General features: G+C 59.2%; 21 protein-coding genes. 12 read left to right on the top strand and 9 right to left on the bottom strand.

Annotation, left to right across the window (positions count from 1 at the left end; all coding sequences use genetic code 11):
- Positions 1-38 precede the first annotated feature (38 nt).
- The 8 genes from mnmH (at position 39) to A0251_RS15360 (ending at position 9,018) form a co-directional block, all read left to right on the top strand.
- Positions 39-1,142: a tRNA 2-selenouridine(34) synthase MnmH gene (mnmH, locus tag A0251_RS15395; protein ID WP_062817723.1), complete on the top strand. Its 1,104-nt coding sequence runs from the start codon at positions 39-41 to the stop codon at positions 1,140-1,142.
- Positions 1,143-1,506: 364 nt separating this feature from the next.
- Entirely contained in the window at positions 1,507-2,379 is an 873-nt protein-coding gene (locus A0251_RS15390; protein ID WP_062817722.1) for a putative selenate ABC transporter substrate-binding protein, read from the top strand.
- A gap of 16 nt (positions 2,380-2,395) precedes the next feature.
- Entirely contained in the window at positions 2,396-3,046 is a 651-nt protein-coding gene (locus tag A0251_RS15385) for an ATP-binding cassette domain-containing protein (RefSeq protein WP_062817721.1), read from the top strand.
- Positions 3,043-4,539 (top strand): ABC transporter permease, encoded by a 1,497-nt coding sequence (locus tag A0251_RS15380; RefSeq protein WP_156478305.1) that lies wholly within the window; start codon positions 3,043-3,045, stop codon positions 4,537-4,539. The genes A0251_RS15385 and A0251_RS15380 overlap by 4 nt, the downstream gene beginning before the upstream one ends.
- Positions 4,540-4,576: 37 nt before the next feature.
- The gene (locus A0251_RS15375) at positions 4,577-5,350 is read left to right on the top strand and encodes a PhzF family phenazine biosynthesis protein (protein WP_062817720.1); all 774 of its coding nucleotides are present in this window, start codon (positions 4,577-4,579) and stop codon (positions 5,348-5,350) included.
- A complete protein-coding gene (gene selD / locus A0251_RS15370; RefSeq protein WP_062817719.1) occupies positions 5,347-7,509 on the top strand; it encodes a selenide, water dikinase SelD in 2,163 nt (720 codons plus the stop codon). The genes A0251_RS15375 and selD overlap by 4 nt, the downstream gene beginning before the upstream one ends.
- A gap of 108 nt (positions 7,510-7,617) precedes the next feature.
- Positions 7,618-8,007, top strand: coding sequence for a PA2779 family protein (locus A0251_RS15365; protein ID WP_062817718.1), 390 nt, complete (start codon positions 7,618-7,620; stop codon positions 8,005-8,007).
- Between the two features lie 177 nt (positions 8,008-8,184).
- The gene (locus A0251_RS15360; RefSeq protein ID WP_231874263.1) at positions 8,185-9,018 is read left to right on the top strand and encodes a PA2778 family cysteine peptidase; all 834 of its coding nucleotides are present in this window, start codon (positions 8,185-8,187) and stop codon (positions 9,016-9,018) included.
- Here the strand turns inward: A0251_RS15360 and A0251_RS15355 are convergent.
- From A0251_RS15355 to A0251_RS15345, 3 genes are all read right to left on the bottom strand, one after another.
- The gene (locus A0251_RS15355) at positions 8,958-9,563 is read right to left on the bottom strand and encodes a hypothetical protein (protein WP_062817717.1); all 606 of its coding nucleotides are present in this window, start codon (positions 9,561-9,563) and stop codon (positions 8,958-8,960) included. The genes A0251_RS15360 and A0251_RS15355 overlap by 61 nt on opposite strands.
- The gene (locus tag A0251_RS15350) at positions 9,563-10,891 is read right to left on the bottom strand and encodes a peptidyl-prolyl cis-trans isomerase (RefSeq protein WP_231874262.1); all 1,329 of its coding nucleotides are present in this window, start codon (positions 10,889-10,891) and stop codon (positions 9,563-9,565) included. Before A0251_RS15350 ends, A0251_RS15355 begins: the two co-directional genes overlap by 1 nt.
- Positions 10,892-11,051: 160 nt before the next feature.
- Positions 11,052-12,074, bottom strand: coding sequence for a hypothetical protein (locus tag A0251_RS15345; protein ID WP_062817715.1), 1,023 nt, complete (start codon positions 12,072-12,074; stop codon positions 11,052-11,054).
- Between the two features lie 397 nt (positions 12,075-12,471).
- Between A0251_RS15345 and mscK the strand changes: the two genes are divergently transcribed.
- The gene (mscK, locus tag A0251_RS15340) at positions 12,472-15,837 is read left to right on the top strand and encodes a mechanosensitive channel MscK (RefSeq protein WP_062817714.1); all 3,366 of its coding nucleotides are present in this window, start codon (positions 12,472-12,474) and stop codon (positions 15,835-15,837) included.
- A gap of 76 nt (positions 15,838-15,913) precedes the next feature.
- On the opposite strand, the gene A0251_RS15335 is transcribed toward mscK, so the two are convergent.
- The 3 genes from A0251_RS15335 to A0251_RS15325 form a co-directional block, all read right to left on the bottom strand.
- The gene (locus A0251_RS15335; RefSeq protein ID WP_062817713.1) at positions 15,914-16,129 is read right to left on the bottom strand and encodes a TIGR02450 family Trp-rich protein; all 216 of its coding nucleotides are present in this window, start codon (positions 16,127-16,129) and stop codon (positions 15,914-15,916) included.
- Positions 16,130-16,215: 86 nt separating this feature from the next.
- Positions 16,216-16,617 (bottom strand): hypothetical protein, encoded by a 402-nt coding sequence (locus A0251_RS15330; protein ID WP_062817712.1) that lies wholly within the window; start codon positions 16,615-16,617, stop codon positions 16,216-16,218.
- A gap of 470 nt (positions 16,618-17,087) precedes the next feature.
- The gene (locus A0251_RS15325) at positions 17,088-17,588 is read right to left on the bottom strand and encodes a hypothetical protein (protein ID WP_062817711.1); all 501 of its coding nucleotides are present in this window, start codon (positions 17,586-17,588) and stop codon (positions 17,088-17,090) included.
- 1,065 nt (positions 17,589-18,653) lie between these two features.
- On the opposite strand from A0251_RS15325, the gene trmY reads away from it, so the two are divergent.
- Positions 18,654-19,256 carry a tRNA (pseudouridine(54)-N(1))-methyltransferase TrmY gene (gene trmY, locus A0251_RS15320; RefSeq protein WP_062817710.1) on the top strand — a complete coding sequence of 201 codons (603 nt, stop codon included), beginning with the start codon at positions 18,654-18,656 and terminating at the stop codon, positions 19,254-19,256.
- Between the two features lie 195 nt (positions 19,257-19,451).
- Here trmY and A0251_RS15315 read toward each other — a convergent pair whose 3' ends face one another.
- Together A0251_RS15315 and A0251_RS15310 are read right to left on the bottom strand one after the other, a co-directional pair.
- Positions 19,452-19,859, bottom strand: a complete 408-nt coding sequence (locus tag A0251_RS15315; protein WP_062817709.1) for an SMI1/KNR4 family protein — start codon at positions 19,857-19,859, stop codon at positions 19,452-19,454.
- A gap of 76 nt (positions 19,860-19,935) precedes the next feature.
- Positions 19,936-21,066: a sterol desaturase family protein gene (locus A0251_RS15310; RefSeq protein ID WP_062817708.1), complete on the bottom strand. Its 1,131-nt coding sequence runs from the start codon at positions 21,064-21,066 to the stop codon at positions 19,936-19,938.
- A gap of 322 nt (positions 21,067-21,388) precedes the next feature.
- Here A0251_RS15310 and abc-f point away from each other — a divergent pair, with 322 nt between their 5' ends.
- Together abc-f and A0251_RS15300 are read left to right on the top strand one after the other, a co-directional pair.
- A complete protein-coding gene (abc-f, locus tag A0251_RS15305) occupies positions 21,389-23,269 on the top strand; it encodes a ribosomal protection-like ABC-F family protein (protein ID WP_062817707.1) in 1,881 nt (626 codons plus the stop codon).
- Positions 23,270-23,283: 14 nt separating this feature from the next.
- Entirely contained in the window at positions 23,284-24,603 is a 1,320-nt protein-coding gene (locus A0251_RS15300) for a succinylglutamate desuccinylase/aspartoacylase family protein (RefSeq protein ID WP_062817706.1), read from the top strand.
- Positions 24,604-24,784: 181 nt separating this feature from the next.
- Here A0251_RS15300 and A0251_RS15295 read toward each other — a convergent pair whose 3' ends face one another.
- Positions 24,785-25,087 carry a helix-hairpin-helix domain-containing protein gene (locus tag A0251_RS15295; protein WP_062817705.1) on the bottom strand — a complete coding sequence of 101 codons (303 nt, stop codon included), beginning with the start codon at positions 25,085-25,087 and terminating at the stop codon, positions 24,785-24,787.
- Between the last annotated feature and the right edge of the window lie 19 nt (positions 25,088-25,106).

The following is a 25,106-nucleotide window of genomic DNA, read 5'->3' as shown; positions in this document are numbered from 1 at the left end:
GTAGCTTGTAGCTTGTAGCTGTTCTAAACTCGCCCCCCATGCGCGACGATACCCGTGATTACCTGTCCCTGTTTCTCAACGACACGCCCCTGCTGGATGTGCGTGCTCCTGTGGAATTCGCCAAGGGCGCCTTCCCTGGCACCACCAATATCGCCCTGATCAACGACGACGAACGCCACCGGATTGGCATCTGCTACAAGCAGCATGGCCAGCAGGCGGCCATTGATCTGGGTAACCAGCTGGTCAGCGGCGAGGAGCGGGAACGGCGTATGCAGGCCTGGCAACACTGGTGGCAGGCCAACCCGAACGGTTACCTGTATTGCTTTCGTGGCGGGCTGCGCAGCCAGACCACCCAGGCCTGGCTGCGTGAAGCAGGGATCGATGCACCACTGGTCACCGGCGGCTACAAGGCCATGCGCCGCTTCCTGCTGGACGAGCTGGAGGCCTGCATCACCGCGCTGCCCTTTGACATTCTCTGTGGCCGTACCGGCTGCGCCAAGACCCGGGTCATCGAGAGCCAGGCCAACGCCGTGGATCTGGAAGGCCTGGCTCATCATCGTGGCTCCGCCTTCGGGCGACGCCCCGGGGGGCAGCCCACCCAGATCGATTTCGATAATGCCCTGGCCATCGCCATGATCAGGCAACGGGCGCAGACCCCGGCCCGGGTTTTGCTGGAAGACGAAAGCAAGCTGATCGGCCGCTGCCATCTGCCCTTCTCCCTGCAGGACAAGATCCGGACCTGCCCGCGCATCATCATCAATGAGACGCTGGAATCCCGGGTGCAGGTGACTCTGGAAGACTATGTGGTGGGCCCGCTGGAAGAATACCGTCAACATTTCGGCGAGCAGCAAGGCCTGCACTTTCTCGGTGAGGAACTGCTTGCCGCCATGGATCGCATTCGCCGCCGCCTGGGCGGACTGCGTCACCAGCAGTTACGCCAGCTGCTCAGCGAAGCCCTGGCCGTGCAAGCCATCAGCGGCGATACCGATTTGCACCAGGACTGGATCCGTACTCTGCTGCGTGACTACTACGACCCCATGTATGACTACATGCTCTCCCACCGGGAAGGAGATATCGTCTTTGAGGGTAGCCGCGATGAAGTGATGGCATTTCTGGAAGAGCGCCAGACGGCAAACACCTGATACACCAAGCGACTGCTGGAGCTTTGCTCGCAAAGCGAAGAGCTACCCGCCGACATCGCGCCGGGACAATCCCCTTCGCCTTGCAAGCAAGGCTCCAACGAAAGGCGGAGGGGAATTATCTCCCCGGTTTGGCTACGAAATGCCGTTGGAGCTTTGCTCGCAAAGCGAAGGTTACCCGCTGGCATGGCGCCGGAATAACGCCCTTCGCCTTGCGAGCAAGACTCCAACGGGTATTTCTCTTTCCGCAGGGTTGCTGACTGGTATCCAGCCCCCGGCGCTCTATAATCACCTTGTCGTGTCTGGCCGGACCCGCGACAGGATTTCCACATTGTCCGGTAAGCCTCCCTATTGAACGGAGTCAACAATGCGCCTCAAGTTTCTTGCTGCCCTGTGTGCAGCACTGCTGCTTTCTGCCTGTAACGAACCGCAAACCGAGACCTTCACTTTCACCGCCATCCCCGACCAGGATGAATCGCAACTGGAAAAACGCTTCGGCGGGGTTGCCCTTTATCTGGAAGAGCAATTGGGTGTCCCGGTGAAATATGTCCCGGTGAAATCCTATGCGGCAGCGGTCACCGCCTTTCGCAATAACGAAGTACAAATGGCCTGGTTTGGCGGTCTGTCCGGTGTGCAGGCCCGCCGCCTGGTACCCGGCTCCCAGGCCATCGCACAGGGCCTGGAAGATCCGGACTTCAAGTCCTACTTCATCGCCAACGCCAGCACTGGCCTGAGCCCGTCCGAGACGCTCACCGAGGCGTTTGTCGAGCAGCCCTCTTTCACTTTCGGGTCCAAGGGCAGCACGTCCGGACGACTGATGCCGGAGTTCTACCTGCGTGAGACCTTCAACCAGTCTCCGGAACAGCTGTTCGAGAAAGTCGGTTTCTCCGGGGATCACAGCGCCACCATTGCCCTGGTACAAAGCGGCGCCTATGCCACCGGCGCAGTGAACTACAAGGTCTGGGAACGTGAGCGGGAAGAAGGCAAGATCGACACCGACAAGGTCCAGGTTATCTGGGAAACTCCCGGCTATCCGGACTATCACTGGACCGTGCGTGGCGATCTGAACGACAGCTTCGGTGACGGCTTCACCCAGCGAGTCACCGACGCCCTGCTGGCCATTGATGATCCGGTTCTGCTCAATGCCTTCCCCCGGGAAAAGTTCATCCCCGCCAGCAATGACGACTTTGCGCCCATCGAGGAAACCGCCAAAGCCATCGGCCTGCTGGACGCCGAGTAAGTCGCAGGGCATCCCGTTGACCTTTCGTCTTGAAAACGCACGGCTTGGCCATCCCGGCCAGGTCGTGTTTACGTCCCTGTCGCTGACCATTGCCGACGGCGAGAAGGTGGCACTGCTGGGCCCTTCCGGTGCCGGCAAATCCACCTTGCTGGCCGCCCTGCGTCAACGGCAGGAAGTCCGCTGTGCCTGGTGCCCCCAGACCGGCGACCTGGTGCCCATGCTGAGCGTCTTCCACAACCTCTACATGGGCGCCCTGCCCCGCAACCGGACGTTGACCAACCTGCGTAACCTGATCTGGCCCAGTGCCGGGGAAAAGGCCAGCGTGGGCGAACTGGCCCGGGAACTGGGACTGCAGGACAAGCTCTTTACCAGCGTGGACCAGCTATCCGGCGGGCAGGCGCAACGGGTAGCGCTGGGGCGGGCACTCTATACGCAGCGCCCGGTGTTGCTGGCCGACGAACCGGTCTCCAGCCTGGACGAACATCAGGGGCTGGATCTGCTGCAGCGGGCCCTGGCCCGGCACCCGACCGCCGTGGTCGCCCTGCATGACCGCGAGCTGGCTCTGCAATGCTGCGACCGCATCATCGGTCTGGGCGAAGGCAAGATTCTGCTCGACGCCCCGGCCAGCACGCTGAGCCTGAGTGATCTGGACACGCTCTACCAATGAGCCCCAGCTCCCGGCAGCCCGTCAACACCACCGCCGCCCGCTGGCGCCGCGCCAGCTTGTGGCTCGCAGTGGCCGGGTTGATCGCCCTGACGATTGCCGATCTGGAGATCACCCGCTCCTCCCCGGGCAGTGAACTGCTGCGCATGGGCCAGGGCTTTCTGGCACCGGATTTTTTCTCCACCGACCACCTCTGGCGCGCACTGGTCAACACTCTGGCCTTTGCCTGGCAGGGCACGGCCCTGGCGGCCCTGTTCGGCTTTCTTATGGCCATGGCCTGGCACCACCGCTGGGTGCGGGGCCTGGCGGCCAGCATCCGAGCGGTCCACGAACTGTTCTGGGGATTACTGCTGTTGCAGGTAGCCGGTCTGAGTACGGTCACCGGGGTGCTGGCCATCGCCATTCCCTACGCGGGCATCTTCGCCAAGGTCTTCGGCGAATTCCTGGAAGAAGCGGACCCAAGCCCTGCCAATGCCCTGCCCGTCAGCGGACAGCGCCTGAGCGTATTCTTCTATGCCCGCCTGCCGCTGGTCTGGCAGGCCTGCAAGGCTTACGGCGGCTACCGGCTGGAGTGCGGCATCCGCGCTTCCGCCATTCTCGGTTTTATCGGTTTGCCCACCCTGGGCTTCCACCTGGAAACCGCCTTCCGTGAGGGCAACTACGACCAGGGCGCCGCCCTGTTGTACCTGTTCTTTGCCATCATCTTTACCCTGCGCTGGTGGCTGCGCCCGACCCTGATCCCGGTTTACCTGCTGGCCGCCATCGCCTGGGCGCCACCGCTGTTCACCGGCCGGCTCGACACCCTGGTGCGCTTCGTCACGGTGGATCTGGTGCCGGTGCCGCTGCGCCAGGGGGGGGGACTCACGGAACTGTGGCACTGGTTTGCCATGCTCTGGCAACAACAGCTGTGGCCGGGGCTGTGGCAGACTCTGGTGCTGGGTCTCGGCGCCCTGTTGCTCACGGGTCTGCTGTCGCTGCTGTTGTTCCCGCTGATTTCGCCGTTATTCGGCAACCGGGCCAGTCGCACCGCCGGCCATGGCCTGCTGGTGGTCATGCGCACCACCCCGGAATTCTTTCTCGCGTTCTTTTTCCTGATTTTGCTCGGCCCGTCCATGCTGCCCGGCATCCTGGCCCTGGCCCTGCACACCGGCGCCATCGTCGCCCACCTCACTGGCCGCTTCAGCGAGAGCCTGACACTCCGTGCGGACGCCCCCATCGGCATCAACCGCTACGCCTGGGAGGTACTGCCCCGGGTCACCCCCAACCTGCTGGCCTTCCTGCTCTACCGCTGGGAAGTGATCATGCGGGAAACGGCAGTGCTGGGCATTCTTGGCATCCATACCCTCGGTTTCTATATTGATTCCAGCGTGGCGGAATTCCGCTTCGACCGGACCCTGCTGTTGATCCTGGCCACGGTCATGCTCAATCTGGCGGTCGATGCATTGTCGCGGGGGTTGCGAAAGCGGCTACGATTGAAGCCTGGGTTGGGTCTTTGAAACCGACCAAACGCACCCGTTATTTTCAAGGCAGCTTATGAAACTCTACCAAGTTGATGCCTTCACCTCGTCCCTGTTTGCCGGCAACCCGGCGGCGGTGGTACCGCTGGAACGCTGGCCGGACGATGCCCTGCTGCAGAACATCGCCATGGAGAACAACCTGTCGGAGACCGCCTTTCTGGTCCCCGACGAGACCGGCTATTCACTGCGCTGGTTTACGCCCCGTGTGGAAGTGGATCTGTGCGGCCATGCCACCCTGGCCGCCGCCTGGGTGGTGTTCAATGCGCTGGGGTTTCCCGGTGAACGGATTCGTTTCAACACCGCATCCGGGGCGCTTTATGTGCATCGTAGCGGTCAGACCCTGAGTCTGGATTTTCCTGCCCGGCCCGGGCTCCCGGTCAGCCATCGTGACCCCTTCGAACAGGCACTGGGCATGTCGCTCAAGGACGTGCTGCAAGCCCGTGACACCCTGGTAGTGCTGGACAGCGCCGATCAGGTTCGCCACTTTCAGCCGGATTTCACCGCCATCGGCAAGCTGGATACCTTTGCGATCATGATCACCGCCCCCGGCGATGACTGCGATTTTGTCAGCCGTTTTTTTGCGCCGGCCAAGGGCGTGCCGGAAGATCCCGTCACCGGTTCCGCCCACTGCACTCTGGTGCCCTACTGGGCCGAGCGACTGGGCAAATCCACCCTGCATGCCCGCCAGCTTTCCGCCCGCGGTGGTGAGTTGTTCTGCTCCCTGAAAGGAGATCGGGTTACCCTTAGTGGCCAGGCCCGCTGCTTTCTAAAAGGCGACATTCTGCTGTGATCACTCCCTCGGCTAACCACGACCTGGTATTGATTGGCGGCGGCCACAGCCATGCCCTGGCCCTGCGCATGCTGGCGATGAAACCGCTCCCCGGTGTGCGAATCACCCTGGTCTCGCCGGACGCCCTCAGTGCCTACTCTGGCATGTTGCCCGGTCTGATCGCCGGCCACTACCGCCTCACGGATACCCATGTGGACCTGTACCGGCTGTGTATCGCCACCGGCACCCGCTTTATCCGCGCCGCGGTGACAAGGATCTGCAGCGCCGAACGTCGCCTCACGCTGGAGGATGGCAGCACCCTGGAATACGACTGGCTGAGCCTGGATGTGGGCGCCACTCCGGACCTGCAGCCGGTAGGCGGTGGCCACCCGGATATCGTGCCGGTGAAACCGGTGGCCAGCTTCCATCAGCGATGGCAACAGTGGCGCGACAAGGACAGTCCACTGGCGGTGGTGGGCGCCGGGGCCGGGGGAACCGAAATGGTCCTGGCCATTGCCGAGCATCAACGCCGAGAGGGCCTCAGCGCGCCCCTGTCACTGATCAGCGGCGGCATCCTGCTACCCGGCTACCCGGAGCCGGTGCGGCGACGCATGCGCAGCTATCTGGATGACTACGGCATCCGGGTGCGCGAACACACCCGGGTGGAAAAACAGCATGACCGCCTCTTCGCCAACGATGCCCCGCTGGACGCCTCCCGGGTGCTCTGGTGCACCGGCGTACGTGGCACCCCGGTTATCGCCAACAGCGATCTGGAGTGTGACGATCAGGGCTTTGTGCGAGTACACGCCACGCTGCAGAGTCGGAGCGATTCGCGCGTATTTGCCGCCGGGGATTGCGCGGCTTTTCCCGACAGCCTGCCCAAGGCCGGCGTCTATGCGGTCCGCCAGGCCAAGGTATTGGCCCATAACCTGAGCGCTGCCATCGCCGGGCAACCCTTGCAACATTACCGGCCGCAAAAACACTTTCTTTCGCTGCTCTCCGCCGGCGGCAAACAGGCGGTGGCCAGCCGTGGTGGTGCCCTGTTTGCATCCGGGGGCTGGGTATGGCGCTGGAAAGACCGGATCGACCGGGCCTTCATGGACAAGTTCGACCGTCAGCTGCCCGCCATGGCACCCGCCCCCGCAGACCCGGATACACGGCACTGTGCCGGCTGTGGCGCCAAGGTAGGCAGCGACGCCTTGCAGGATGCCTTGCGGGATTTGCAGCCACATGTCCGTGACGACATTGAGGCCGGTGTGGATACCGCCGATGATGCGGCGATCATTCAGTGGGCTGATAACAAACGTCTGGTACAGAGTCTGGATTTCTTTCCGGCCTTTATCGACGAGCCGTTCCTGTTTGGCCGGGTGGCGGCCTTACACAGCCTTAGCGACCTGTATGCCATGAACGCCACACCCCACTCTGCGCTGGCCAACGTAACCCTACCCTGGCACCACCCGAAACTGCAGGGACGGGATTTGCAACGCCTGATGGCCGGTGCGGTGCAAGAACTGAACGCCGCCGGCTGCACCCTGGTGGGCGGCCACACCATTGAAGGGCCGCAAATGGCTGCGGGCTTTACGGTGAATGGTCTGGGGGACCCGCAACAACTCTGGCACAAGGGCGGCGCTCGGCCCGGAGATCGCCTGTTGCTGACCAAGCCCCTGGGTAGCGGGGTACACCTGGCCGCCATGATGCAGACAGGTAAACTGCACGGCCCCTGGCTGGATACCACCCTGACGCATCTTCTGGTCAGCAACCGCCTCGCCCAACAAGCCATGCAGGACCTGCCCGTGCATGCCTGCACCGATATCACCGGCTTCGGCCTGCTCGGACATCTCCATGAAATTTGTCAGCAAAGCGATGTGGCCATGGTGATTGATACCGATAAGGTGTCTCTGCTGCCCGGCACCCTGTCGCTGATCGAAAACGGCGTGACAAGCACCCTCAACGACGCCAACCGGCAAGTGCTGATGCATTGCCATGCGCAGCATATTGCAGACGCAATGCTCACCGCTCTGTGCGACCCGCAAACCGCCGGCGGCCTGCTTTTCAGCATTCCCGAAACCGACCTGGAACACGCTCTGGCGCGTTTTCGTGAAGCCCGCGTCAAGGTGATGGAAATTGGTAAAGTCCTTGTAAAAAATGATGCGTTTTCGGCAGCTATCCTGCTTCGTTAGCGTCAGACTGTTACGGTAAATGAGTCCATGGCGGTTCATTGCAGGCGCCCTCGACCCAGTATTCCTGCACTGAGCTTGCCCCTCAAACTGGCTGAATGGAGAGTGATCATGACCAAGCGTATTACCGGTATTCTGAGTGCAGCACTATTACTTTTCATGCAGGTGCTGATCGTCCCCGCCGCCCAGGCCGCCATGATCGGTAACGACACGGTCATTCAACAACAGGACCGCGCGGCCATGAAAGCCCAGGTAATGGAGCTGATGGATCATCAGGTTGCCGCCAAGGCACTGGGTGACTACGGCGTCAGCAAGGATCAGGTCAGCCAGCGTCTCGACCGGCTCACCGATCAGGAACTGCAGCAGCTGGCCCAGAAAGCGGAAGAGTTGCCCGCGGGTCAGGGCGTGGTGGGTGTGATCCTCGCCATCATCCTGATTCTGATTCTGCTCGATCTGCTGGGCGCCACTAACGTGTTTCCGGCCATTAATCCCATCAACTGATCCATGACTGTCCGTTTCGGCGAGGGGCCTGTGGCTCCTCGCCCTCCCCGCCCCGCCCTTGCCAACCCTGCCAGCCTGACGGGCCTCCTCAGCCTGCTGGTTTTGTTCTTACTGAGTGGATGCCAAAGTTTTCCACCTCCAGAGAGTGCCCAGGTAGACACGGAGCAGGAGCTGGTGGTGCCCTTCGTTCCCCAGGAAAAATACCAATGCGGTCCCGCGGCCCTAGCCATGATGCTGCAATGGGCCGGCAAGCCGGTGACGGCAGACAGTCTGGTGGACGAAGTGTGGCTCCCGGAGCGGGAAGGCAGCCTGGGAATCGAATTGCGTGCTGCCGCGCGCAGTCGCGGCTTGATGGCATACCCGGTAGAAAACAGCCAGGCGCTGTTTACGGAACTGCAGGCAGGCCGCCCGGTACTGGTGCTACAGAACCTGGCGCTACGCCGCTGGCCCCAGTGGCATTTCGCCGTGGTCACCGGCTATCGGGACCAGGGCAACACCATGGTGTTGCACAGCGGCACCGATGCCGGCAAGACCACCCACTGGAACCGCTTTATCCGGACCTGGGCCCGCGCGGATCAGTGGGGCTTTACCCTGGTTGAGCCCGGTCAGCTGCCTGCCAGTGCGGAACCGGACACCCTGTTCCGGGCCATTTCCGCCCTGCCCGATGGCGATGCCTTCTGGCCCGCCGCCGTGGCGGCGTTCCCGGACAGTGGCAAACTCTGGTTCGGACACGGCAACAGCCTGTGGAAACAGGGACAGCAGCACAAGGCGCTGGATGCCTTTCGCACCGCCACCGAGAAAGCGCCGGACTTTGCCGCCGCCTGGAACAATCGCGCCTACGCGGAACAGGCCCTGGGCAATAAAAAAAGCGCCAACGACAGCATCTGCCGCGCCCATGCATTGGCGCCCGGGGATCAGACCATCCGCGACAGTGTGGCTGAGCTAACCGGTCAGTCCTGTTCTTCTTCTGCGGACGCCCCGTCGGCGGCAGGCTGTTGCGCCGCTAACTGATTACGCTGCTCGCGCAGTTTTGCCAGCTTGGCCTCCCCTTCTGCCAGTTGCAGCTCGCTGATACCTTCGGCGCGGCCTTTGGCAATCATCGCTTCCAGTTTCGGGATACGCTGATCAACGGCTCTGGCGAACGAGGCATACACGTTCTGTTTCTGGCGCTGCTCGTACTGTTGATACAGCGCCGGATCGGCCAGCTCGGCCGCACTGGGAGGCTCACGCAAATCCGTACGCGGAGCCAGCGGCGGTGTACGCGGATCGCCATGGCGCATGCTTTCACGCAAGGCCGTCACCGCTTGTGGCGAAGGCATCGGCCCGGCAGCGGCATGGTCAACCTGGGAGGCCCGGGATGGCCGCTGCCGTTCCGCCAGGGTGTCAATCATGGGCAACGCCGTGGCCGCTTTTTCCTGCTCTTTCTGCACCGGGACCTCCACCGCCGTGCTGTCATTGGTCACCTCCGGTAGCGGCGCCTGTGCTGTGTTCGGTAACCACCGGGCCATCACCAGGGCCACCGCGCCCAGCAACAGGGCGATGAGCAGCGCTTTCATCACAGCACCGCCGGATTGATTCGCAGTGATGCCTGCTCGGTGACTTCCGCCAGCAGGCTCTGGAAGCGTTGTTGCAACAGCTCCTGAGCCACCGCCCGACCCGCACGGTAGCGCACTGATTCGCTATCCAGGCTCTGGTAGCCAGTGACTTTTTCTTCCACCAGAAACAGTTCCCAGTAGGGGGCCCCATCGGCCCCAGGACTGCGAAACGGGGGGGACACTGCGCCCTCAGGCTGCACAAACGCCAGTGCCCGGGTCCAGTGATCCTGCCGGGATTGCCGATCAATCCAGCCCAGATCGCCGCCCTGTTCCCGGTCCGGTGTCACGGAGTAATCCGCAACTGCCTGGTCAAACGACAAGCCATCCTGGATCAACGCATACACCCGATCTGCCTGCTGCTGACTACCCACTCGCAGATGCCGTGCACGCACCCGCTCCACACGGATGAATTGTTCCCTGTTCGCCGCGTAGTAATCGGCGATCTGCCCATCGCTCACCTGGGCTGCCAGCTCCCGCAGTTGCGGGTTGTCGTCATGGATGTCCTGCATCAGTCCCATGTCATGCATCAGACTCTCGCGCTGAAGGGCATCATCGATGCTGCGATCCACCGCGGCGATGGCCGCAGAGGACAGGCCGGCCTGTTGCTCAAACCAGTAAAACACGTAGGCCATGGTCAGCTGTTGTTTCACCGCTTCACGCATAAAATCCAGGTTGAGGTTATGCATCTGCACCTTTAACTGGATGTTCTGCCGGCGGTACAGATCCCACAGGGTCAGGGTCTGTTCCGGCTGGTCGTCAGCAAAGCGATAGCGGGCCAGCACATAGTTACTGGCCGCTTGCTGCTGATCGTCAGTCATGGTGCTGTAAAGCGCCTGCTCCAGGGTCAGCATGGGCGCCAACGCCTCAGGGGAGAGAGCCAGCGGCGCGGTCAGGCTATCCAGGCTGTTGCCCATCCCATCCTCGTTAACCGCTTTGCGCAGGGCATCGGCATAGGCGGTACGAATCAGTTTGAAGCGCTGTTGTTCATGGCGGGTGACAGGGTCATAACCCACCCGCTCGGGATGGGCATGATGGTCATCCCGGGCGTTGGCCATCGCCGCCAGAAGACGGTTTTCCACCAGTCCCTTGAGCACTCGCTCCCGGCTGATCTCCGGCTCGCTGCGCCGGGCCGCTGCCACGAACACATTCAGCGTGGCGGAGGGAATCACATCACCATCCACCCGGGCAGCCACGGTGTCGGGCAAGGGTCCCCACTGCTGCCAGCCTGCATAGCCGCCCACGGCGACAACCGCCAACACAATGGCCAACATCCATCGGTGCATTGCCATGGAAGTTTTCCTCTAATTTTTCTTATTGCGCGTTCATTAGCCGTAGGGTGCACTGAGCCTAAGCGAACTGCACCGATCTGGCGTTTGGATGGTGCAGTTCGCTTAGGCTCAGTGCACCCTACGGAAAAACACCGGCCCGGTTACGAGCCGGTTCGCGGCATCACGGGTTTACCTGATGGGCCGCGTGGTTCAGCAGATGCACCACCATGGCGATGGCATTGGGAATCACCGTCTGCGCCACCTGCACGCGATCGGAATGGTCGGTGCTGGACAGCACGATACCGCCGTTGCCATAAGCCAAGGCGCCCCCCTCGGTGAGCAGTGGGCGGATATCCGTACCCGTGGGAGACAGCGGCGTAAAATTCTGCAGGGCCTGATCCACCAGGGCGGTGTCATTCAGGTTTTCGCTGTCGTAATAATCCGCCACCCAGGATTCCCAGCCGCTATGGTTCAGGGCCGAGGTGGTCCACACATGGTGGGGCTGCAACAGATCGGTGGTGTGCAATACAAAGCCCAGGGTCTGGGCGGTGGGCTGGCTGAGAAACTGGCTGTACCAGTACTGGCCCAGGTTATCGATGGGCTGGAACGGCATTTCCTCGAAGTCATCGTACATGGACTTGCTGGAATAGCTGCCCTGGCGATAGTTGGCTTCGGTAATCCCGTAGGTGTTGTACTGCGAATCATCCGACCACCACCAGCCACTCATTCCACCGGAACCATCATCCAGGTAATCACCATACAGCCAGGACGCGGCCAGGTTATCGATATCGCCCCAGACCGTGAGCAGGTCATAGTTATAGCCGCCCAGATCATTACCGTGCACGTCGGAACTGCGGGTGTGATTCTGGAAGTGCCAGTAGGAGGTATAGTTCACCAGTGAAGCACCGGCGTTGAATACCGGGGCGTAAACGCAATCACCGGTGACCGCGCCACACAGATAGGTGTCCTGGAAGTCATCCACATCGTAGGCACCCTGGCCAATCACCTCGGCAAACTGCTCCATGGTATAGCCTGCAGCATTGACCCAGGCCTTGAGGCGGTTGTACTCGGTATTGCCCGGGTGGTTTTTCATGTATTCCACCGCATCAATGGCAATGCGCTTGTGGGTAATCTGCTGAAACGCCTGGGCAGGCGCAGAGATAACAACGGCAGCCAGCAGGCCGCAGAGTGCGAGCTTGTTCATGGGTCCCCTCCCAATGCTTATGAAGTTTGTTGTGTTTATTGATCAAACAATAAACACACTGGCCCTGACACCCTAGGACGTAGCCGGACAAAAAATGGACATTTTCTGCCACGAGGGTTCACGGGTTGCCAGCGCGGCCTTCAGCCTGCGATGAAGAGATGACGGGAGGGTGTCATCATGAATCTGGGGTGCGCAGGGCCCGATTCAGGATACACTCGCTACCCCATGGGACCGGTGAGACAACGGCTGCGTGGCCTGCAACGCCTTGCTAAGCTTGTTCTCAGCCCGAGAAAATCCGTCTTGGATCACATGTATTGCCCTCCCGGACCCATTACACTCGGCAACACATGGTCAACACTCTTTGATTGCCCGTCACAGCCCTTGGAGCCTTCAGGTTATGGATCGACGTCTGGCCCTTATTCTGCTCATTTTACTGCCTGCCCTTGCCCAGGCTCAGATCGGGGGTTTTTCCCTGCCCGGCGTCGGCGATCTGGAAAAGCAGATCACCGAAAGCGCCGAAAACAGTGCTGACGGCACCAACACCGACAAGAAACTTCTCGAGCGCACCCTGGAATTGCGCCGGGAAGTGGACAGCAATCAACAAACCATCAAGGATCTGGAAACCTTCGCTCGCCAGGCTTCCACACAGCGGGCCCGACTGAACGCCGAACTGGCCGAGGCTCGCCAGCAACAGGACAAGGACTGGTCCGCACAATACCAGGACCTGTCCCTGCAGGCCCTGGTGGAAAAACTGACCAGCCGGCTGGATGCACTGGAAAAAAATCAGAGTCGGCTGGCGGAAGTGAACAGCGAACTGACCCGGACCCAGACCCTGCCCGAGCAGGCCCAGAATGTGATCAGCAAAGCCATGGAGCGTATGGATACCATCCGCTCCCGGCTGAATGAGGGCACCGACGAGAACGGCGAGCCTCTCAGTGAAAAACAGGAGCAGGGGCTCAATATCGAGCTGCGTGCCCTGGAAACCCGCATTGAGCGCTTCAATCAGGAACTGTCCGTGGTCGACAAGAAACAGGATGTCGCCCGTCTGGAACAGCAGCTGTTGCGTACCGAGCAAGCCACCCTGGAAGCCCAACTGGATGCCGTACAGCCCCTGATCCAGCAACGCCGCATCAATCAGCTGCAGGACATGGCCAATGCGCCGGAATCGTCCCTGCCGGAAAGCGTACTGGACAACAAGCGCATCAAGGCTGCCATCGCCGAAAACCAGGCCCTTCGCGAACAGCTTGCCACCACCAGCCAGGCGGTGAACGGCCTGCTACGTGGCGCCATCGACACCAAAACCCAGCTCGACAAGGCCCGCGCCCTGTCCAGCACCGTCAACGACCAGATCCGCCTGCTGGACGGTAGCCTGCTGTTGTCACGAGTGTTGTACCAGCAACAGAAGCGTCTGCCACAAAGTCAGCCGGACATGGACCTGCAGAAAAACATTTCGGATGCCCGTCTGGAGCAATTCGAACTGGAGCAGAAGATCCAGTCCCTGGATAACTCCCCCTTGCCGGAACAGGAAAAACTCAAGGGCGAACTTACCGCGGATATGGAGCGCGCCTTTTCCATCCTGCATCGGGAACGTCGGGAACTGTACGACCAGCTCAACCAGGAACTGGGCCGCCAACTGGCCATCCTCACCCGAACCCAGTTGAACCAGGAGCAGCTGAACAAGGTGTCCCGCAGACTGCACAAGATCATCTCCGAGCAAACCTTCTGGATGCCCAGCACCCAGCCGATCAGCCTGGAGTGGCTGGGCAAACTGCCCGGCCACATTACCCAGCAACTGCAGGACATACCCTGGAAAGATCTCTGGCAAGGCAGCCGGGAGCTGGTGACCGGGAAGTGGGGCTGGCTGATTCTGGCCCTGATCCCCGCGGTGACCCTGATACTGCTGCGACCACGACTGAAAAAGCGTATCGACACCATGAACCAGGATGTGGGTTTCCTGCGCCGGGACAGCCAGCTGCATACGCCATTAAGCCTGTTCTATACCGTGCTGCTATCCTCGCCGGCGCCTATCGCGTTGGCGATTATCGCCGCTGGCCTGTGGCGCCAGCCCAGCATCATCACCAGTGTACTGGGCGCCGCCTTTGCCCAGCTTGCCTTGCTCTGGCTGGTATTCGAAATGCTCTACCGGCTGCTGAAAAGTGGCGGTATCGCCCAGCGTCATTTCCGCTGGGACAACGAGCATAATCAGCATATGCGCCGCCGCCTGGCCCTGACCGGCCTGGCCATTATTCCCATGACTTTCATCATCGCCTTTGGCGACCAATGGCCCGCCCAGCTCAGCAACGATCGCCTGGGACTGGTCATCATGGTAGCCAGCCTGATCGTGGTGATGATCAGCTTGCCCTCAGTGGCACAGAGTTACCCGGGCCGGCATTACAGCCGTACCATGAAGGGCCTGTCCACCGGACTCTGCGCCGCCGCGCCCCTGATCCTCACGGTGCTGATCGGCATCGGCTATTACTACACTTCCGTTCGCCTGGCCGGGCACATGATCTACAGCCTCTACCTGGTGGTCCTGTGGATTCTGCTGGATGCTGTCGCCGTGCGGGGGCTCGCCGTTGCCGCCCAGCGACTGGCCTACCGCCGTGCGGTGGCCCAGCGGGAAGCCGACCAGAAGGGCTCGGACACCTCCTCAGCTGCCTCGGAAGCGGTGGAAGTCGAAGAACCGCAGCTGGACCTGAAACAGGTGAACCAGCAGTCCCTGCGCCTGATCCGCCTGGCACTGATTGCCGGTATCGCAGTGCTGGTTTACTGGGTATGGGCCGATGTCTTCCATGCCTTCTCCTACACCGAAAACATCGTGCTCTGGGAAACCGCCGATGCCGCCGGCCAGGCCGGCAGCACCTCGCCCATCAGCCTGGGCGATGTGATGACCGCCTTGATCATTGGTGCGGTCACCTTCCTGCTGGCCAGCAACCTGCCCGGCCTGCTGGAAGTACTGGTGCTGTCACGGATGGACCTGCGCCAGGGCACCAGCTACGCCACCACGACCCTGCTCTCCTACGTAATCGTGGGCGGCGGCATCATCATCACGTTCGGCGCCCTGGGCCTGAGCTGGGACAAGATGCAGTGGCTGGTTGCGGCCCTGGGGGTGGGCCTGGGCTTTGGCCTGCAGGAAATCTTTGCCAACTTTATCTCCGGCATCATCCTGCTGTTCGAGCGCCCCATCCGTATTGGCGACGTGATCACCATCAACAACCTGGACGGCACCGTCAGTCGCATCCGCATCCGCGCCACCACCCTGATTGACTTCGACCGCAAGGAAATCCTGGTGCCCAACAAGGTATTCGTCACCGAGCGACTGATCAACTGGTCCCTGTCCGACACCGTCACCCGCATCATCATCAAGGTGGGCTTCGCCTACGGCTCCGACCTGCAGAAATGCCGCGACGTTCTCATGCAGGCCGCCCGGGAAAACAAACGGGTGCTACGAGACCCGGAACCGGTGGTGTTCTTCCTCAGCTTCGGTGCCAGCACCCTGGACCACGAACTGCGCGTCCACGTGAATGACATCGGCGACCGCCTGGCCGCCACCGACGAACTCAACCGCCATATCGATGCCCTGTGCAAGGAACACAACATTGAAATCGCCTTCAGCCAGCTGGATATCCATATCCGCAATGGTGATGGCGACAAGCTGTGTATTGAGGGGAAAAAGAAGCAAAAGTCTGTACCGCAAGACGATAAGGGCCAGGCACCCAAAGCCAACGACGGCGAGCATAACGAAAGTAACGACCCTCGCTGAACCCACAGGGCGGAAATACCCAACCGGGTATTTCCGCCCTGTGGCGCCCCCTCCAGCAGTCACGAGAACAAAATAATTACTTCCAGCCCTGCTGCCAGCTCGACGCCTCCCTGAGCTGTTTCCAATCAATTGCTTCTGAACGGTTTGATATCACCGCCTCTATCAGGCAGTGAACAACCTCACCCTCTTCATCGAATTCGACCTCAGTCACCAGAAAATGCTTTTCTTTCTTTACTGGCTTGACCGCAGTCCACTTGCTGTGAAGCAACTTTTTGGGATTGATTTTATTCATTGCTACTCTTCAATTGACATCAACGCCTCAATAACCGGCGCTAGGAACGAGCGTCCTGCGCCGAAGGCGCGAAGTTGATTGGCTTGTTAGGAGCCGCTCGCAAACTTTCCACCTATAGATGTTAGGTATGCCGTAGCAATTATTGCGCCATCAGCCAGGCAAATTAGACTGGATATTGTTGACTCATACGGCGACAGCACCTGCACCCCGTGAAATAGGTTTAGCGCGAGGGAAAAAATATAGAACGCAACGAAACCTAACCGCGCAAAGCGATTGTAGAAAAAAAGCCCCACTGATAATGCCAACCAAATAGTCAAAGCCCCCCAATAGGCAATTTCATTACCTGATATTTCACCACCTAATCCATTTTTATCCAGAAGATACAGTTGCTCGTTTGATAACCACATGTAATCAATATACGGCATACCCCAAAAAAGAATGCTTAGAAGGGCTGCCAAGACTACTAAAAACCGGAATATGGATTCCATTCACTTACTCCTAACGCCTGGCGCAGCAGGAAAATTGGAGTGACGGAGGAGCGGAGATTTGGTCTGCCTGCCGCCACTTGTTATGTTCTCAGTCTTGCACCACAGCCAGAACAGCTTTTCCCTATCCAGCTTTTGATGACTATAGGAAACTTTCTAAATTCGATAATGGAGTATAGACCCCGGCCACAGCTCGGACACCTTGGTGAAACTAGCCTGAGCAGGAGCAACAACCCAAAACTCATTACACAGAAGAAATGAAAATGAGGCGCAGAACTCCAATTTAACTTACTGGAGAAAAATCCAAAAAGTCCAGACGCTACAATCAAATAGCCTATGAGCAAGACCCAATACAGTCCTACCCTCCTGTCGAGGCGCTTGAATTCATCAGTGCAATCTTTACTCATAAGCGAACATAACGCCCAGCTAAGCGAGCGCAGCTTTGCTGCGTCCGCTTGAGCTGCTTGTTAGCTTTATTTTGCCATTGCCGCTTTTGCTTGAACTTGCTTGGTTTCTTCTTTCGCTATTTCTAGCTGCTTTTCAAGCAAATCTTTTGTTGCAGTAATTATGTTGTTAAATTCTTTTTGATACTCAGATTTTGGGATGTACTCATTAATTGCGGCTTCACAAAGCCGGTATGTCATTGCATGAGCAAACTGTAAAATACTCGATACTTCATAGAGTTTTGCTAGCGACTCAGTATTTTTAACATCGAGTTTAACCTTACCGTCTGTAACTTTACCCGCATCACCTGATAGCTCAGTATTTACTGTGAGGTCGTTTAAAGCTGTTGCTGGGCCTGGAGCCTCTAGGCAGCGCTTTAATGGGTCATTCTGCCCATCTCCATATTGAACTACAAAATTTCTTTGAGTATTGCTCGTAACAGCTAATCCAGCAGCTTTGTCATATTCGATGTGCGACGCACAACCAAACATAGATAATAACGCTGGCAAAGCTAAGATGGATTTTTTCATATCACTCTCCTTGATGGTAGTTTAAAGCTAACGCTGCCAGCAGGCGCGCCGTATTTTGGCGTCGACCTGCCTGGTCTGGTTATGTGACAGCTTCAGCTTCAACATTAGCAATCCTTTATCTAGAAGCTGATAGACCTATAATTTCACCGATGACCCAGCCAAACACAATACATGCAGCTATACCCTCTTCGGGAAACCCGAAAAGAAGACCTAGCAAGCCACCAGCCAAACAGCCAACTCCCCCACCAATTAGAAAAGCCTTTTTATGCACAGACCCTTCCTATACTTACGCACACGAAACCAAACACCAATCCACATAACGCTGCCAGCAGCGGCCGAGTGAAACGAGGTCCAGCCCCGCAGGGGCGATGCTGCCTGGCCTTGTTATAAGATTTTGGGACAGCATTAATGACCGCCTGTATGTTTCTTGCTGCTCTTGCTTGTTACCCAAAGATATATGAGCAGTCCAAGGCTTACCAACAAGCATGCAGAAGAAATTTTGAACATGAGCTGTATGCCCGTATTGGGGCAGCCCCACATACAGGTAGACATTAGCCCGACTACCGAAATAGCAAGAATAAATATGTTCGCTACAACTGCTAAAAAATATCTCATGGGTAAACGAGCTTATAACAGCGTATTCAATTGCAGATGCGATATATCACTTTGCAATATATCCCCAGCCCCTGCTTTCCCTGAATCTACCCGAACTCGCCTGCCAATCAATGCCTTAACCGCGATCCAGGAACCATTCTCAACTGACTTTTCTTGCACTTGCGTGTTGAACGGGAAATTGAGTGCCGACTTTTCTTGCATCCCAAAATCTGAAAATTCACTTTATCTCAGCAACTTACCAATATCTGTAAGCCATATCCTACATTTTCAACTTGCGTGCGGGTGAAAATCGGGGCGCCAGGTCGTCTGGTGCTTCGGGTACAGGCGGCACGGCAAATCACTGATCGCCTTCCCCGGCCACCTATGGCGTGTCATAGGCCCTCGCTTTGCGAGCAAAGCGCCAACGAGGGGGTTACAATCGTCGGCTGCGTCATCTTAACCAGGAGTCCTATGCGAACTTTCGTCCTCCGTGCCCGCGCCGCGCCCACCAACAGCCAGACCCTGATGGATAATGTGGGTGGCGATGCCCATAGCGAGATCCTCGCCCATACCCTGATGAATGCGATCTTCGTGGCACAGTCGCACCGGCCGGATGTGGTGGTGCACCTGGTGCTGGAAAGCACCCAGGATTACTCCCGCACCATTACCTTTGTGGCGGCTGAAATGCGCGATATTGGTGGCTTTCATGAGCAGGCGCTGCTGGCCAAGGTGACACGGGCACTGGATGCTTCTGCCGGCATGGGCAAGGAGCAGATGAAGGCGGTGGAAAGCGGCATTACCGTGCGCACACTGAGCTTTGAGAAGCTGGTGAAGGCCCTGGCCGAGGACGGGCATCAGCTGTACATGATGGACCCCAAGGGCGAGAGTATTCGGGAGCTGGCCTTTGCGGAAAAGCCCTGCTTCCTGCTTACCGATCACATCCCCATGCCGAAGAAGAGTTTTAACAGCTTGAAGCGGCTGGGAACGGAGAAGATCAGCCTGGGGCCAACCATGCTGTTTGCGTCCCAGTGTGTTGTGTTGATCAATAATGAGCTGGATTTGGCGGGGGTGTAGAAGGAACGGTGGCCCACGATGTAGGAGCACCTCTTGAGGTGCGAACCTTGCGAAGCAAGACGCTTCATTGCAGAGAAGCCCCCCTACAGAGGGCGGAGTATTCATTTCGAAGAACCGGGAGGCCACGGCCAACGCCGTTTCCTCGCTTGGGCTCGGATTCGCGCCTCGAGAGGCGCTCCTACGGTGGCTTCGTTTTTAGCTTTCCAGCCAGACCTCTCTGGCCCACTGCCAGATAGAGCTCCATTCCTCATCCTCGTTGACGCCCTCGCCCGGTACCCAGAAAACGATCTGGCCGTCCTGGGCGATGGCATAAAGGCCGTCCTCGGCCTGGCACACCGGAATTAGGGAACGGGGCATGCCCTGGTCCCAGGCCTGGGCGGCCAGTTCCGGGAGGAAGTTGTGGGCATACTCGTCGGTGACGGTGGCCGGTTCCAGGCTGCCGCAAAGAATGTCGCCGGTTGTGAGCAGGAATTCCTTGTACTCCCCCGGCAGCGGAATCAGCAGTTGCTCCTCGATTTCCACCAGCCGGTCTTCGTCCGGCAGTTCCAGGGCTACCAGAGAGCCCTGGTGGCGTTCGCGCAGCAGGTCGATCAGGTCATCCATTTACAGCGTTCCGGTTGGCATATTCGTTAACCATATCCTGTAGGAGCCATGCAAGCATAGCTCCAACGATACAATGTTATTCCTGGCGGTGATCCCGACGGAACGGGAACAGGAACTGGTCGACCACGCCTTCCGGCACCCGGGTGCTGGCCCGGGTGCCGTATTCGGCCGCCAGGCGGTTGGGCATGATCAGGGTGCCGAACAGTTTATCGTAGATGGGCAGAAAGGCGGCGTAATTTTTGTCCACGGCCTCGTCTTCCGAGGAGTGATGCCAGTGATGGAATTCCGGGGTGGCGATGAGCCAGCGGATACCCGGAAACCGGAAGCGCACATTGGCGTGGATAAAGATGGCATGGAAGGACACGAACACCAGGTAGGCATACACCGCTGACGGCGAGAAGCCGAGGATGAAGATGGGCAGGTAGCCGACAAAGCGGTTGGCGATGATTTCCACCACATGCAGGCGCGAGGAGGCCAACCAGTCCATCTGGGTGGTGGAGTGATGCACGGCGTGGAATTTCCACAGCCACGGCACTTCGTGGAAGGCCCGGTGAATCCAGTAGCTGCCCAGGTCAATAACGATAAGAATCTGGATGAACTGCAGCCACAGGGGCTGACTGGCGATGGCCTGCTGGAAGCCGATATCCACCTTGTCGTGGAGCACCACCTGGATGGGAATGATGGTGAAGAAGCTGATCAGCTGCAGGCCCACATGGCTGAACAGGAAATACTTGATGTCCGTGACCCAGCCGCCGCGCAGGGTTTTCTGGTCCGGGTCTTTGGGGAAGGCTCGCTCAAGCGGGATAAACACCAGGGCCAGCACCAGCAGGGTGAGGATGAAATAGTCCAGCCCGGCGTAAAGACTGCGGCCATCCACCGGGGGCACATCCAGGCGCCCGGAACCGATCAGCGCGGCCATGCAGGCCAGCACCATGCCGATGATCCCGTAGCGCTTCTCCTGGTGACGGAAAACACTGAAGAAGCCGCAGACAAAGCCGATCCCGATGCCGATAAAAAGGGCAATGCGCAGCACCTCCGCGTTATAGAAGGCACGGAACTCCGGGGTGGTCAACAACTCCGGATAGAGAAAACAGAAGCTGCCCATGAGCGCCAAAATCCCCAACCCGATGGAAAGGGTCGCGGTGATCTTGCCCTGCCCCGGGGTCAGATCCACCTCTTCGTAGCGTTCCCGCAAAAAGTCTGTCATGCATTGTTCTCCTTTGAGGGTCAGGCTGCCCGATGATCCCTTCAGACACCACTACAGGCCCGTAACAAGCTGCTACACTGCGCGTTCAGTTGAGATACGAGTTGAAAGTTCAAAGTTGAAACGCGGGCAAGCCTGGCCGCCATCCGGAAAACAGAGCGGACGCGATTACAGGCAGCCAAACGCGGGCACGGTATTTGCCAGCAAAGCAGCCTCCCCTCCCGCGCTTTTGAACTTTCAACTTTACACTTTCAACTCATTCCAGAGCCGGTGAATATTGTCACACCGGCAACCCATTATTCAAAACTTTGGTTATTCACACAGTATGCCTCTGATTACCCTCCGCGACATTCAGCTCAGTTATGGGCAGCAGCCGCTGCTGGATCACGTCACCCTGTCCATCGACCCGGGGGAGCGGCTTTGTCTGATTGGTCGTAACGGAGCCGGCAAGTCCACTTTGATGAAGGTGATTGCCGAGGAGATCCATGCGGATGATGGCCAGATCGAGAAGACCCAGGGGCTGACCGTGGCGCGTCTGGAGCAGGAAGTCCCGGACGATCAGGACCACAGCGTCCATTTCATGGTAGCCGAGGGACTGGGCGAGCATGGTGCCCTGCTCAGCGAGCACGCGGAACTGGTCCACCATCTCGGCGATGGTGATGACAAGGTACTGGCCCGTTTCGAGCAGCTGAGCAGCGAGATCGAGGCCTGCGGCGCCTGGCAGCTGTCCCAGCGGGTGGACACGGTGCTGTCCAAGCTGAAGCTGGACGGCGACCAGCCCTTTGCCGGCCTGTCCGGGGGCATGAAGCGGCGGGTGCTGCTGGCCCGGGCACTGGTGCAGGAGCCGGATATCCTGCTGCTGGACGAGCCCACCAACCACCTGGACATGGATTCCATCCAGTGGCTGGAAGAGTTCCTGAAGAGCTACGGCGCCACCCTGGTGTTTATCTCCCACGACCGGGCCTTTATCCGCTCCCTGGCCACCCGCATCATCGAGCTGGATCGGGGCAAGCTGACCAGCTGGCCGGGCAGCTACGAGAAGTACCTGAGTGGCAAGCAGGCGGCACTGGAAGCGGAAGAACGGGCCAACGCCGAATTCGACAAGAAACTCAGCCAGGAAGAGAAGTGGATTCGCCAGGGCATCAAGGCTCGCCGCACCCGCAACGAAGGCCGGGTGCGTGCGCTCAAGGCCATGCGCGATGAATTCGCCCAGCGCCGCAACCGCACCGGCACCGCCAGCCTGACCATCCAGAGCGGCGACAATTCCGGCAAGGTGGTGGTGGAAGCCGAGCACCTGAATTACAGCGTGGACGGCAAGACCATCGTGCGGGATTTCTCCGTGAACCTGCTGCGTGGGGACCGGGTAGGCATTCTCGGCCCCAACGGCTGTGGCAAGTCCACTCTGATCCGTCTGCTACTGGGCCGACTGGCCCCGGATAGCGGCACCGTGAAGCTGGGCACCCAGCTACAGGTGGCCTATTTCGATCAGTTGCGAGATACCCTCAACGAGGAAAAGAGCGTGATCGACAACGTGGCCGAAGGCTCCGATGTGGTCACCATCAATGGCCAGAACAAGCATGTGATCGGCTACCTGCAGGATTTCCTGTTCGACCCGAGCCGGGTGCGCCTGCCGGTGAAATCCCTGTCCGGCGGGGAGCGCAATCGCCTGCTGCTGGCCAAGCTGTTCACCAATCCTTTCAACCTGCTGGTCCTGGATGAGCCCACCAATGACCTGGACGCAGAAACCCTGGAACTGCTGGAAGAGCAGCTGATGAACTATCAGGGCACCCTGCTGCTGGTCAGCCACGACCGGGAGTTCATCGACAATGTGGTGACCTCCACCCTGGTGTTCGAAAACGGCGAGCTCAACAGTTATGTGGGCGGTTATCAGGACTGGTTGCGCCAGCGCCCGGAACCTGTGAAGGGAAAAACCGTCAAATCCGCCAAGCCGGTACTTGAACCGGCTCCGGCAGCACCGAAACGCAAAAAGCTTTCCTATAAGGATCAGCGTGAGCTGGAGCAATTGCCGGAGCGTATTGAACAACTGGAAGCGGCACTGGAGGCGGTACAGGCGCGCATGTCGGACCCGGCCTTCTTCAAGGGTGACCCGGCTGAGATCAGTGCCGCACAACAGCAACAAACCGAGCTGCAGGCGGAACTGGAAACCACCTTCGCTCGCTGGGACGAGCTGGATCAGCTTGCCTGAATCAAGGAGCTTTTGTGTATAAAACGTGGTCTTCGCTGGCTATCACGGCAATCCTGACCCTTTCCGGTCTGGCGACAACGCCAGGCTGGGCCAATGAAGTGGAAGACGAAGAGCGCGCAGTGGAACGCCAACAGGAAAGCGATGGCCTGGCCACTAGCAGCGCGGATACGAACAAAACCGACAATCCCATGGCGGACGCCTCGGACCCGCCGGCGGAGGCCCCCTCTCCCCAGCCCTTGTCCCTGCTCGGAGAACAGGTGGCGCCGGGAAGCTTTGCCACCCTGCACTGGACCCCGGATCAGTCCTTTGCGTCGATTGCCACCCCGGTACCGGTGCTGGTGGCCCATGGTGACAAAGTCGGACCACGGTTGTGTCTGACCGCGGCCATCCATGGTGATGAACTGAACGGTATCGAGATGGTGCGCCGTCTCATGTACGAACTGGAACCCGACCAGCTGGCCGGCACGGTGATCGGTGTGCCCATCGTCAACCTGGACGGCTTTCGCAATGGTTCCCGGTATCTGAGCGACCGCCGGGATCTGAACCGCTACTTCCCGGGCAACAAGAAAGGCAGTGCTGCCAGTCGCGTGGCCCACTCCCTGTTCAGCAATATTGTTCGCCACTGCGATTATCTGGTGGACCTGCACACCGGTTCCCAGAAACGGGTCAACCTGCCCCAGCTCCGGGCGGATCTGGACAACCCTGACGTGGTGGCCTTTGCCAAGCACTTTGGCGGCATGACCGTGCTGCATAGCCCCGGTGTCACCGGCATGCTTCGCGACGCCGCAGTGAAAAAGGATATTGTGGCGGTCACCATGGAAGCCGGTGGTCCCAACCGGCTGGAAACCGAAGCCGTGAGCTATGGGGTGCAGGCCATCGATACCCTGCTGGAAAACCTGGGCATGCGGAAGGCCAGCCGTTTCTGGAGCGCCCCGCAACCGGTGTTCTATGAGTCGGAGTGGATTCGTGCCACCCAGGGCGGCATTCTGCTTGCCGAGGTAGAACTGAATCAGAAGGTGAAAAAAGGCCAGGTACTGGGCACCGTCACCGACCCGATCAGCAATACCGGCAGCGCCATTATCGCCCCTTACAACGGTCGTATTCTGGGAATGGCAGTGAATCAGGTCGTCCACGCCGGCTTTGCGGCCTTCCGCATCGGCGAGGAAAAAACCACCGAGGAAGTGGAAGCCAAGGCAGAGAAAGCCACCCAGGAAAAAGAGGAACAGCGCCAGCATGAGGACGACACTCCGGTTCAGGACACCCCGTCACACGAACCGGACCGGGTTGATGATCTCAGCCTGGCGGAAGAAGAGGAAAGTCATACGGAAGAATGAAACACTGACACCAGAAACAACACGCAAAAAGGCTTCCCGATGGAAGCCTTTTTTGTGGGCGCGATTTCAAACCCGGCCCTTCCACTAAACTGACCAACCCCGTTGGAGCCTTGTTCACAAGGCGAACATATCTGCTACCTCTTCGCTTTGCGAGCAAAGCTCCAACGGGACCGGTGAAGCCTTACTGCACCACCAGGTTGTCACGCATTTTTGCCAGGGTCTTTTCACCAATCCCCTTGATGGCAAGGAGTTGATCTACGCTGGTGAAAGGCCCCTGACTGTCACGCCACTGCACGATGGCTTCCGCGGTTTTCGGGCCTACGCCCTTGAGCTCCTGGAGCTGGGTCACATCCGCGGTATTCAGGTTGATGCGGTTTTCCGTTTCGGTGTTGGCTGCCTCCTTTACTGCTTCGACTTCCACGGCCAGAGCCGGCAGGCTCAGCGCCAGCAGCAGGGACACCACAATCGCTTTCCAAGTTTTCATGGGGATCTCCGTTTTTATT

It is taken from the genome of Alcanivorax sp. NBRC 102024 (assembly GCF_001602235.1).
In the GTDB taxonomy this organism is placed as follows: domain Bacteria; phylum Pseudomonadota; class Gammaproteobacteria; order Pseudomonadales; family Alcanivoracaceae; genus Alcanivorax.
This window is presented reverse-complemented; position numbering and strand designations above follow the sequence as displayed.